The organism is Clostridium caldaquaticum (assembly GCF_023806125.1).
Classification (GTDB): Bacteria; Bacillota; Clostridia; order Clostridiales; family Clostridiaceae; genus Clostridium_AT; species Clostridium_AT caldaquaticum.
Map to the genome: position 1 here is coordinate 1 of NZ_JAMSKT010000005.1, position 13,080 is coordinate 13,080.

Genomic DNA, 13,080 nt, shown 5'->3' on the forward strand with positions numbered 1-13,080 from the left:
AGGGACTAAAAGTCCCCCGCTCGACTTGCATGTGTTAGGCACGCCGCCAGCGTTCGTCCTGAGCCAGGATCAAACTCTCAATTTAAAAGTTTGAATCTTTATGCTCATTTTTTAATTCAAAAGAATTGCTGGTTTATCTTAATTATTCTCTGTTTAATTTTCAAAGACCAATTATTTTTGCTGTCATCTGACAGCTTTTATAGTTTATCAGCTTTAAATTACTTTGTCAACAACATTTTTGTTGTTAATTTTAAGCAATTTTTGTGGCTGCTTGTCTAAGTAACTGCTGCGTAGATAATAATATCAGGATTATATATTTTTGTCAACAATTTAAATAATGGTAATTTTATACTTCGTATATAGCAGTAACAAATTAATTACTAAAGCCATCACAACAAATTAAACTAAATATTAATGACTTCAGATGGCATAAACAACATGCCTTCTGAAGTCATTAAAACTACAATATAGCAGCCCCTAGCCCACATAAAGTATTTATGAAATTATAATCTTCAAACTTAAATTCCTTCTTTTTTATAGATACAGTAAGATAGAGAATAGACTTTACTTCTCCGCTTTTTATTAACGGAATTACTACAACAGAATTCCAATCTGGCGCTCCTGTAACAGAATCATAACTCGGTATTTCATCCCAATCTATCATATAAACACCTTGTTTTTTATCAATAACGGATTTAATTATTTCCCTATTATAGTTTCTAATATCAACCCAATCTTCCTCAAATATTTTTCTTGCATATCCCTCTTTTATAGCTCCATCCTGAACTAAAAAGAACATTCCATATTCAGATTCTGTAATTTCAATAACTCTTCCCAGAAAATTAAATATTTTATCTTGAAGCTTAATATCTTTTTTTATAAGCTCCATTATATCAAGCATAACAAGTACATTTCTAGAATCTTGCACCATATTACCAGATACAATACCCGTTAACTTGTCTGTTCCTTTTGCTTTAGCAGAAAACTCACTGCTCCACAGCTGACACTTATTTCTCCCTAATTCCTTAGAAACATAAAGAGCTTGATCCGCTTTTTCTATAAGTTCCTGTTTCCACTGAGCATGCTCTGGATATGATGCAACTCCCATACTTACAGTTACAGGTATCTTATCTCCAAGAACCTTTGCTTCCTCTATTTTCTTTCTAAGCTTTTCAGCAGTTACAAAGGCTCCCTTTGAATCCGTTTCAGGAAGTATAATTATAAATTCCTCTCCTCCGTATCTACCGCATATATCATTTTTTCTAATATTGTTTCTTATTACAGAACATACCCTTCTAAGAGCTTCATCTCCTGCTTGATGTCCAAACCTGTCATTAATCTGCTTAAACAAATCCATATCCAACATTATAATAGAAAATAAACTATTAAACTCGTTTGCTCTATCTATATGTTCACCCAAAGCATCTTCTAAAGACTTTCTTGTAAGAGCTCCTGTCAATTTATCGATAGAGGAACTTATCTGAAGCTGGTACTTTTCAATAATAACACCTGCTAATCTGCTAAGTTCTATGCACTTATTCAATCCTTCTTTATTAAAGTTATTTAATGTTCTTTCTGATTCAAGATATAAATATCCTTTAATAGGATTACTGTTAAACCTGCTTTTTCTTTTATCCTCCTTCACTAATATTTCAGCCTCATCTGAATTCATTATTATTGGAATACAAATAACTGCTTTTGCTCCTTGGTTAATATAATTAAACTCTGAATTGTTTTTAATTAACTCCTCCGTTATAAGCAAAGGCTTTCTTGTAGCTCGTACCTTTTCAAATATATATTTACTTTGAGGCACTTGATTATTTCCGTCGCTTGAAGCTATCGTATAGTAATTTTGATCATAACTATCTGTAATAATAAGACTCTTTGTGGCTAAAGTAACAATTGCAAGATACTTTGAAATTAACTCTAAATTTTTAACTGGATCTGCATAAAGGTTTTTAATTATATCATTAACAGTCCTTATCCCTTTAGGAAGATAGGAATTATATATTTTTTTTGCGGATTTAATAAAATGCTTATTTATAAGTATGTCTTTAAAGTTCTCATATTGAAGCAGTGCATTTAATTCATCCATATTATTTACTAAGCACGTTTTCTCAGCATTATTCCCTGCTCTACCATAATCATTAATTCTTTTCATGCTAGTAAGCATAATAAAAGGCTTTAATATATGTGGAGAATTTATAAAATTAATTCTGTATTCTTCTGGAAGTTGAGTAACAAGTTTTTTTATAACCTCTGCAGCCTCAAAATAATAATTAACTGCATAAAAATAATCCTTCCTTTCAAAATAATATTCTCCCAATGCATTACAAACCTTAAAGTATAATCCCTTATCCTTCTCGTTCTTTGATAAATTAAAAGCTGAAGTTAAAAACTTAAATTTATTATTTCTTTTACTCAATACTCCCTTTAAAAACATCAACTTTACTTCTATTATAATAGGCGTAAAACTTAGTTTTATATTGTATGATTTATTAAAAAACATTAAAGCTGATTCTATAAAACCTTTTTCATATAAGATCATTGAAGTATCACAAATAATCTCCAGTTTCTTTAGTGGTGATTTAATATTGTTCATTATAGCCTGTATAGAGGCTATATTTTCTAGAATGCTATCTTCATAATTTTTACTATACATATTTATATATTGATGCAAAATTTCACTATTCCATTTTGGGACAGATTCATCATTTTTATAAATTTGAAGTGCATTGTTTATAAAATCTTCAGCTTTATGAGTACACCCAAATGTATAAAACAATTCCGCTCCCATCTGATAAAATACCCCTATACACTTTCCATGATCAGGGTATTCTTCCAGCTCTTTTTCAGCTAATAAATAATATTTATATGCTTCTTTATAGTTTCTTAATCTTAAATAAATATTAGATAACAAATTATAGCAATGAAACACATTATTTTCATATTCTATATCTTTAGATATTTCTACCGCCTCTAGCACATATTGAAGAGCCAGTTCATAATTTAAATCATAATAATAGAAAGATGCTAAATTCATTGCTGCCATTGCTTCATAACCAATTATATGGTTTTTTTCACTAATTGCTTTCATTTTTAAAAGATAGCTTATAGCTGTTTCAGTATCCTGATAAAAATCCCCATAAACTACTGCTATATTATTAATAGCTATGGCAATACCTTCAGAAAAACTAATTTTCTCAAAACAGGCCTTACTTTCCTTATAACATTCCAGAGCTTGTTTAGTATCAGATGTTTCTAAATAGATATTTCCTAAATTTTTATAAAACAATCCTTTTAATTTGCAGTATTCCTCACCACATAAATTTATACCTTTTTTACATAAATCTCTTGCCTTATCATAATCACCTTTAAAATAATATATTCTAGCTTGTATTTCTTTACATTCCAAATATTCTTCAATATATTTTTCTAGAATTTCTGGCTTATCTAAAAATTTTTCAATTTTTCTTATAAAGTTTAAACTCTTTTCTAAATCATTCTTTTTAAAATATATATTAGCCATCCTGTTTAAAACAGCTATTTCATATTTATAATTAAAAACACTTAAAGCTAACTTCTCTGCAGTGCTGTAATATTCTATGGCACTTGATATATTCCCCGAATCCTCATAAATACGTCCGATTCTAAAAAGAAATTCTATTTTTCTAGAATCAGCTTTTTCATCTTCAATTAACGATACAGCCTTCTTCAAATTTTTTATTGCCTCTTCCCTATTATTAAAAACCTCCATATTATCTGCATTTTTAAGACAATATTTAATAGCCTTTTCTTTTTGACCCGATTTTTCCAGATGATATATAAGCTCTTCTTTATTGTCTATTCCTTCTTCATACTGTCTTTCTAAAACATAAGCTGCAATTTCATGAACAGCCCTTTTGTAACCTTTATCTAGTTTTTCCTTAATAAGCCGCTTTAAAATTCTATTTGAAAAATCATACACAAAACCTCTATCTTCAATTTTTTTACAAATTATGCCCTTTAATTCTAAATCACCTACACTTTCATTTAAAGCCGCTTTATCTATTTTAAGAATATTTTCGATAATCTCTACAGAAACTCCTGTATTAAATATAGATAAAACTTTCAAAATATCATTACTTGTGTTATCAATTCCGTTAATTTGTGTAAGAACAGCTTGTTCCATATTTAAAGGAATGGGTAGTTTACTGTAATCATAATCATATTGAGTATTCCAATTTCCAGTAATTTCATCTACATAAATAATCTTTTCTGCTAACAGATTCTTCATAGTTTCTTCTATAAATAATGGATTTCCATAGGTTTTTGAAAATACTCTTTCCCCAAAACTTATTGGCTTCGTTGGAGTTCTTAAAATATCCTGTATCATTAAAACAGCATCTTCTTTAATAAGCCCGCGAAGATAAATTTCTAATGAATTAGGCTTGTGCAGAACTTTTGAAATAAATTCAACTAATTTTTTGTTATATTTAAATTCTCCATCGCAATAGGAAAATATAAACATTATATTTTTACTTCTTAAATACATATGCTCTAATAGCTCTATGCAAAAATCACTTACCCTATGAAGATTATCTATAATAAATACCGCTAGTTTTCCCTTTAAAAAGTCATTAATAAAACCAACTATATTGTTTAATATACGTATTTTTTCCTTACTCTCTAGAAAAGCTTCAATAGAAACAATATTTTCATTACTCCCAAGCTCAGGAATAATTCTGCTTAAATCTGATTTATATCTCTTTAGAGTTTCTTTATCACTCTCTCCAATTATCCTTCTTATTATTTCATAAAAATAGCAGCTTTTTTTATTATTAGCTTCTTCTGCAACATAACTTGAATATACATTAACATTTTTAAAACGAAATAATCTTTCAAGCTCCTTCAAAAATTTTGTCTTACCTATACCATATTCTCCATGGACAGTTATCAATTTTTCTTGAACTCCTGATTTCACCATAGAATTATATACATTAATAACGCTATTAATCTCAAATTCTCTTCCTATAAGTTTAGTTTTAAAATTAAGCTTTTCTATTTGTTCCTGCCTATGAGCCTTATAGCTTTTACTGAAAATTCTATTTATATCTTCTATTATATGGAATATACTGTTATATCTTTTATTTATGTTATTTTCTGTCATTTTTCGTATAACAGGAGCTATTTTATTTAGAAAAACTCTATAAGTTTCTGAAAATCCTGAATAAGAATCTTTTAAATTTCTAAATTTTGAAACATGTTTTGATATATTTAAAGTTTCATATATTTTTTTTCTGCATATAAAATACAAGAATATTCCTAAGGAATAAATATCAGATGCTACGGAAGGTTTCTCACCTGCTAATATTTCAGGTGCTTTAAATACTAAATGTCCCTCCTTAACTGCACGAAAGTCCTGCTTTTCAAGTTCTACTGTAGCCAAATCTTTAAACTTAAAACTTGCATCTTGTACATAAAAATTATTAATATTTATATCACCATAGACAAAGCCTCTTAAATGGAGGTAATTCACTGTTTTACATACTTCTACAAACAAATCCAATATCTCGTTCTCATTCATATTCTTAACTAACTGCATGAAATTTGAGTTAACTTCCATGTATTCATTAACATAGAAAAAAGCATTATTATCTATTTTTTTATTATCTATTAACTCTATTACTCCAAAATCATATAATTTGAGAATATGCTTATCTTCAATAGTTGATATTGTTATAAACTCTTTTGAAAAAAGATTTATATTTGATTCAGCAATATATTCTGAATTGATAATATTCAATTGTACTGGTTTATGTCCTTTTTTCACATCGGACACAAGGTATGCGGAAAAAAGACGATTTTGTTTTATATTTTTTAAAACTCTATATCTATTATTAATTAAATCCATATTTAACACACCCCAGCATACAATTATAAATATAATTATACCATTTATGTTTATATACATAAATATTTTTTCTTTTAATATATGTAAAAATTATTTAAATATATTAATAATTACCATAAGTTCTCAACTCTTATATATCAGTATATCTCTTAAAATCACAACATTATTTATAATTCATATAATAATACAAAGTAAATAAAAGCAGGTGAAATAAAATGCACTATGATATGTATGAATCACCTTACAAACATTTGATTGTAGGTATAGACACTCAAGTTCCTGTAGCAAATGGTACTTATGTGCCTTATGTTAATTTTGATAATGCAGCTACAACCCCTCCTTTTGTATCAGTGCTTGAAGAAATTATTAAATTTTCTCCTTGGTATTCTTCAATAAATAGAGGAAAAGGTTATAAATCCTATATTTCTTCTAATATATATGAAAATTCAAGAGAAATAATTTTAAAATTTGTAAATGCAGATTTAGAATCCGACACTGTTATTTATGTAAAAAATGCTACTGAAGGAATAAATAAGCTGGCATATAGGCTCTGCGATAAAGACAATAAATGCACCGTTTTGTCTACCAACATGGAGCATCATTCAAACGATCTGCCATGGAGAGGAAAGTATAATCTGGATTATATCGAACTGGATAAAACAGGAAAGATATCTCTTAAAGACTTAGAACAAAAGCTCATTAAATATAACGGTTGTGTTAAATTAGTTACTGTATCTGGAGCCTCTAATGTAACAGGGATTATTAATCCTATACATGAAGTTGCAAAATTATCACATAAATATAACGCAAAAATTTTAGTAGACGGAGCACAATTAGTTCCACACGTTGCTGTTGATATGAAGCCTAAAACTTCTAGTGAGCATATAGATTTTTTAGTTTTTTCTGGTCATAAAATGTATGCTCCCTTTGGTATAGGTGTGCTTATTGGACCAAAAGAAGCCTTTAAAGAAGGTGAACCGGACTATACAGGCGGTGGAACTGTTGATTTAGTAACACACGAGTATATAAGCTGGAACGAACCGCCAAGCAAAGAAGAAGCAGGTACTCCAAATGTTATGGGTGTTGTAGCTTTAGTAGCTGCTGTAAAAACTTTAAATGAAATTGGTATGAAAAACTTAGAGCAGTATGAGAACAGATTAACCCAATACACCTTATCCAGATTGAAAAATATTAAAGATATTGAGCTGTATGGAAACACAGAAGATTACAAAAGCAGAGTAGGAATTATTCCTTTTAATATTAAAGACCTTCATCACAGTGAGGTAGCGGAAATATTATCCTATGAGGCAGGAATAGCTGTCAGAACCGGCTGTTTTTGTGCTCAGCCTTATGTTCAAAAACTTTTAAACATATCTGATGAAGAAGTTAAAAATTATATACGATCTCCTAAACCTCAAAGACCAGGTATGGTACGGCTGAGTCTAGGTTTATACAATGGTTTAGACGAAATAGATTATCTTATTAAAATTCTAGAATATATTATAAGAAATAAAAAGTATTATATAAACAAGTATAGAAGAAAATAGGACACGGGTTTTCCGTGTCCTATTTTTAGTTGCTTTAAAAATTCTTATTAAGCTTCTTCAAATTGATCTTTACCTACTCCGCAAAGTGGACAAACCCAATCTTCAGGAACATCTTCCCAGGCTGTTCCTGGATTTACACCATTGTCTGGATCTCCTATTTCTGGATCATATATGTATCCGCAAACTATACAAACATATTTTTTCATAATTTATCCCTCCTGTTAATATTTAATATTAATTAATATTAATTATATTTTACCAATGATGATATGAAATGTAAAGTTTTATATTATAAAAAATAATAAAAATTATTATATCAAGTATATCATTACCTAACACCTAAGCATTTTATTCTTTGATTTTTGTGTCTATAATAATTTTTACCCAATCCAATCCTCCACTTCCTTTAATATCTTAAAATTTGTCAAATCATAATGAAGAGGTGTCAATGTAATATAGCCTTCTTTAAAATAATGCACGTCAGTATCTTCTTGTAAAGAATCTTCCACAGTTCCTACAATCTGATAACGTATATTTCCTTCCTCATCCCTGCTTTCTATAAAGGCATGATTATAGGTTCTGCTTCCTATTCTGGCAACCTTAATCCCTTTAATTTCTTTATAAGAAAGCAAAGGTACATTTATATTGATTACCATGTCATCTTTAATAAAATTTTCCCTATTTTTTAAAAGCAGCTTAATTACGGTTTCCGCTGCAACTTCATAGTTATCATTATCTTCGTCAAATTCTGAAGATACCGCTATAGCTGGAGTTTTGTATATAGCTGCCTCCACAGCAGCTGAAACTGTACCTGAATAAAGTACATCTGTGCCTAAATTAGTTCCTCTATTTATGCCTGATATAACCATATCCACTTTTTCATCTATTAACTTATCCAATGCAATTCTCACACAATCAGCAGGAGTTCCATCTATACTGTATGCTTTACAATTTAGCCCCTCAAGCTTAACCTTCTTTATAACCAAAGGTCTTGTTAATGTTATTGCATGTCCACTGGCGCTTCTTTGAGAATCAGGAGCTGCTATTATTACCTCATGGCTTTTTTCTAATCTCTTTGCTAAAACATATATTCCTTTTGCATTTATTCCGTCATCATTCGTCAATAATAGTTTCATTAATCAACCATCCTTTACATCTTTGTATTACTTATTATATATTATTATTCGCTTAATATATATATTGTTAAACTTTCGACAAAATATTATTTTAAATATTTAAAATTGTAAATATTTTAGGAATATATTTTGTTGACGCTAATTAACAAAAGCTGTACTATATTTCTATAGATTAACAATTTATTATTTTATTGTTAAATCCATAACAGGAGATTTTGTTGTTTGAAAGTTAAATCTCGCAGGACAATTCGAGTTCTGCTTTTTTTATTCAAATGAAGGAAGGTACTTATGAATAGTTATAAAATCAAACGGAGAATAAAAGTTAATTTTAAAAAAGCACCTCAACTTAAAACTTATCATATTTTCGGAAGTCATTTAACTTCTGTAAAAGGTGTTTCAGGAGTAAGATTTACACTTTGGGCTCCAGAGGCCAAGGAAGTAAAAGTTGTTGGAGATTTTAATAATTGGATAGGTACTAAGCATATAATGAAAAATAACAAAAAACTAGGTATTTGGACTTTATTCATAGAAGGTCTAAAGTGCGGCGATATATATAAATATGAAATCACAACTTCTGATGGCAGAAAGTTTCTAAAGGCTGATCCCTATGGTTTTTATTCTGAGCTTAGACCTAATACGGCTTCTAAAATAGTAAATTTAAACGGCTACAAATGGAAGGACAAGCATTGGCTTGAACAAAGAGCTTCTTCCCCTCCTTACAATAAACCTATGAATATTTACGAGGTTCATCTGGCTTCTTGGAAAATGAAGAATGGAGAATTTATGAATTATAAAGAGATAGCCCAAGAACTTTTAGAGTATGTAAAGTATATGGGATACACTCATATAGAACTTCTTCCTCTTACAGAGCATCCTCTTGATGCTTCCTGGGGCTATCAAAGTACAGGATATTTCTCACTTACAAGCAGATATGGAACTTTGGAAGATTTTATGTATTTTGTTGATAAGTTTCATGAAAATGGTATAGGAGTAATCTTAGACTGGGTTCCAGGTCATTTTTGCAAAGATGCTCATGGATTATACAATTTTGATGGAACAAGACTCTATGAATATGAAAATCCTGACCTAGGTGAAAATTACGATTGGGGAACCTCTAATTTTGATTTAGGAAAAAAAGAAGTTAGACATTTTCTCATAAACAGTGCTTTATTTTGGTTTGATGTATATCACATAGACGGCCTGAGAGTTGATGCTGTTGCTCATATGCTTTACTTAAATTATGGAAAAAGGGAAAATATATCTCTTAGAAATAAATTCGGTGGAATCGAAAACCTGGAAGCCATAGATTTTCTAAAAAAGTTAAACAACACTGTATATAAATACTTCCCTAATGTTCTTATGATAGCTGAAGACTCCAGCAGCTTTCCTCTTATCACTCATCCACCCTATTTAGGAGGAGTTGGATTTAACTATAAGTGGAATATGGGCTGGATGAACGATATGCTTAGGTACATGGAGATGGATCCTATATATAGAAAATATCATCATAATTTAATAACCTTTTCTCTCATGTATGCTTTTTCGGAAAACTTTATACTTCCACTTTCTCATGATGAGGTTGTACACGGTAAAAAATCTTTATTAGATAAGATGCCTGGAGATTACTGGAAAAAATTTGCAAGCTTAAGACTTTTTTATGGATATATGATGGCTCACCCTGGTAAAAAGCTTCTGTTCATGGGTGGTGAATTTGGACAATTTATAGAATGGAATTATTCTCAATCTCTAGATTGGCTGCTTTTAGATTATCCAATGCATAAATCACTGCAAAACTATGTTAGAGAACTGAATTTATTTTATCAGAAAGAAAGCTCCTTATGGGAAGTAGACCACAGCTATGAGGGATTTCAATGGATAGATCATCAAAACTATGAACAAAGCATAATTTCTTTTATGAGGCTTTCAAAGAAAAAAGATGATTTTATTATAATAATTTGTAATTTTACACCTGTTGTCTATCATAATTATAAAATTGGGGTTCCAAAGTTTATACACTATAAAGAAGTATTAAACAGTGACAGTGAACTTTTTGGAGGCTCTAATGTATTAAATGAAGGCACTATAAATCCAGAGATTGAAAATTGGCATAATCAGCCATTTCATATAAAAATTAAAATTCCGCCATTATCAACAATTTTTATTAAGCCGGATTATAATTACAAAATGAAAAACATACTTGAAGGAGGTTATAATGATGCAGAAAAAAGAAATGATAGCAATGATACTAGCAGGTGGACAAGGCAGCAGATTAGGGATACTAACAAAAGGAATAGCTAAACCTGCTGTACCCTTTGGCGGCAAATATAGAATAATTGACTTTACACTTAGCAACTGCTCAAATTCCGGTATTGATACCGTTGGAGTTTTAACACAATATCAGCCTTTTGAGTTAAACACACATATAGGCATAGGTACTCCCTGGGATTTAGACAGAAATAATGGAGGAGTAAGCATACTTCCGCCTTATATGAAAGATAATGGAGGAGTTTGGTATAAAGGGACTGCCAATGCCATTTATCAAAACATAAATTTTATAGATCGTTATAATCCTGACTACGTATTAATACTTTCAGGAGATCACATATATAAGATGGATTACTCAAAAATGCTTGAATTTCATAAACAAAATAATGCAGATGCTACAATAGCAGTTATTCAGGTTCCACTTAAAGAAGCAAGCAGATTTGGGATTATGAATACAAGAAATAATTATGAAATTTATGAATTTGAAGAAAAACCAAAAAATCCAAAAAATAATCTTGCATCTATGGGGGTTTACATTTTTACTTGGGATATATTAAGACAATTTTTAATCAAGGATGAGATGGATGAAAATTCTAGCAATGATTTTGGCAAAAATGTTATCCCTTCTATGCTTAATTCGGGCAAAAGAATGTTTGCTTATCCTTTTAAAGGCTATTGGAAGGATGTAGGTACTGTTGAAAGTCTTTGGCAGGCAAATATGGACTTATTAGACGAAAACAATGAACTTAATATACATGACAACAGCTGGAAAATATATTCTGTAAACCCTATAATGCCTCCACAATATATATCTGATAGCTCCTTAGTTAAAAACTGTGTAATAACAGAAGGCTGTGAAATATTTGGAGAAGTACAAAACTCTGTATTCTTTCCTGGAGTACATGTAGCTAAGGGTGCTAAAGTAATCGACTCCGTAATAATGCCAAATACCAAAATTAAAAAAAATGCGGTTATTGTAAAAGCAATCATTGGCAGCGATGTTATTGTTGAGGATTCTACTGAAATTGGTGATACAGAAAGTATAACTGTTATTAGTGAAGGAAGAGTTATTGATGGACGTTTAGGCGTTTAAATTATACTGCGGAGGTATTATCATGCTAAAAGATTATATGGGAATTTTAATGTTAAATGAAAATGAAGATAGAATAAGAAGACTTACAAAAACCAGACCACTGGCTTCGATACCTTTTGGGGGCAGGTATAGAATTATAGATTTTGTTCTCTCTAATATGGTCAACTCTGGAATAACCAATATAGGTATATTCACAGATGGAAAAACAAGATCTCTTATGGATCATATTGGTTCAGGAAAACCATGGGACTTAGATAGAAAAATAAATGGATTATTCGTATTCAATTTAGGCGATCCCAATTATTATATGAGTGAAATTAATGCTCTGAAAAATAACTTAGAGTATTTCTATAAAAGCAAAGAAAAATATGTGCTGTTTTCTCCATCATACATGGTATGCAATATAGATTATAAAGCCGCAGCTTCATATCATGAAGCTTCTGGAGCAGATATAACTGTAATTTATAAAAATATTGAGGACAGCAAAAAAAGCTTTATTAACTGCGATGTTTTAAACTTAGATAAGAATAATAGAGTTCTAAGTGTAGGTAAAAACATTGGTATTAACAGTGCTGGCAATCTTTCTATGGAAATGTTCCTTATGAAAAAAGAAAGATTTGTGGATTTAATTTTAGAATGTATTAAAACTGGATACTATAGCAGCATTGAGGAAGTAATATATAAAAACGTTAGCGAATTTAATGTTAATGCTTACGAGTTCAAAGGATATTTAAGCTGCATAAATTCTATAAATGCTTACTACAAATCAAACATGGACTTGCTAGACTTAAATATAAACAAAGAATTATTTTTTGCAAATGGGCCTATATTTACTAAATCACAAGATGAATCACCTACAAAGTACTCCGAGAACTGTAAGGTGTCGCACTCCCTCATAGCCAATGGATGCATTATAAAAGGCAGTGTGGATAACAGCATTATTTTCAGAAGAGTTAAAATTGACGAAGGGGTAGAAATTAAAAACTGCATTATTATGCAAAACTGCCACATTAAAGCCGGCGCAAAATTAACAAATATTATAATAGATAAAAACATTGTAATAGAAGAAGGAAAAGAACTTAAAGGTGATTTAGATATTCCGCTGGTTGTTGAGAAAAAGGCCATTTTTGAATAATAAAGTAGAAT

General features: G+C 29.9%; 7 protein-coding genes and 1 rRNA gene. 4 read left to right on the plus strand and 4 right to left on the minus strand.

Annotated elements, in window-relative coordinates; translation table 11 throughout:
• Together M2651_RS04020 and M2651_RS04025 are read right to left on the minus strand one after the other, a co-directional pair.
• Positions 1–85: ribosomal RNA gene (locus M2651_RS04020) — 16S ribosomal RNA — on the minus strand; the annotation flags it as partial.
• Between the two features lie 375 nt (positions 86–460).
• A complete protein-coding gene (locus tag M2651_RS04025; protein WP_252131058.1) occupies positions 461–5,893 on the minus strand; it encodes a diguanylate cyclase in 5,433 nt (1,810 codons plus the stop codon).
• Positions 5,894–6,108: 215 nt separating this feature from the next.
• Between M2651_RS04025 and M2651_RS04030 the strand changes: the two genes are divergently transcribed.
• The gene (locus M2651_RS04030; RefSeq protein ID WP_252131059.1) at positions 6,109–7,440 is read left to right on the plus strand and encodes an aminotransferase class V-fold PLP-dependent enzyme; all 1,332 of its coding nucleotides are present in this window, start codon (positions 6,109–6,111) and stop codon (positions 7,438–7,440) included.
• A 47-nt stretch (positions 7,441–7,487) separates the two neighbouring features.
• Here the strand turns inward: M2651_RS04030 and rd are convergent, their stop codons facing one another.
• Both rd and surE read right to left on the minus strand, forming a co-directional pair.
• The gene (gene rd / locus M2651_RS04035; protein WP_252131060.1) at positions 7,488–7,646 is read right to left on the minus strand and encodes a rubredoxin; all 159 of its coding nucleotides are present in this window, start codon (positions 7,644–7,646) and stop codon (positions 7,488–7,490) included.
• A 174-nt stretch (positions 7,647–7,820) separates the two neighbouring features.
• The gene (gene surE, locus M2651_RS04040) at positions 7,821–8,576 is read right to left on the minus strand and encodes a 5'/3'-nucleotidase SurE (protein WP_252131061.1); all 756 of its coding nucleotides are present in this window, start codon (positions 8,574–8,576) and stop codon (positions 7,821–7,823) included.
• Between the two features lie 288 nt (positions 8,577–8,864).
• On the opposite strand from surE, the gene glgB reads away from it, so the two are divergent.
• The 3 genes from glgB to glgD are packed head-to-tail and all read left to right on the plus strand — an operon-like array spanning position 8,865 to position 13,069.
• Complete coding sequence (gene glgB, locus M2651_RS04045; RefSeq protein ID WP_252131062.1) at positions 8,865–10,874, plus strand: 1,4-alpha-glucan branching protein GlgB; 2,010 nt, start codon at positions 8,865–8,867, stop codon at positions 10,872–10,874.
• Positions 10,792–11,934, plus strand: a complete 1,143-nt coding sequence (locus tag M2651_RS04050; RefSeq protein ID WP_252131202.1) for a glucose-1-phosphate adenylyltransferase — start codon at positions 10,792–10,794, stop codon at positions 11,932–11,934. Before glgB ends, M2651_RS04050 begins: the two co-directional genes overlap by 83 nt.
• A 22-nt stretch (positions 11,935–11,956) precedes the next feature.
• The gene (gene glgD / locus M2651_RS04055; protein WP_252131063.1) at positions 11,957–13,069 is read left to right on the plus strand and encodes a glucose-1-phosphate adenylyltransferase subunit GlgD; all 1,113 of its coding nucleotides are present in this window, start codon (positions 11,957–11,959) and stop codon (positions 13,067–13,069) included.
• The last annotated feature ends 11 nt before the right edge of the window (positions 13,070–13,080 follow it).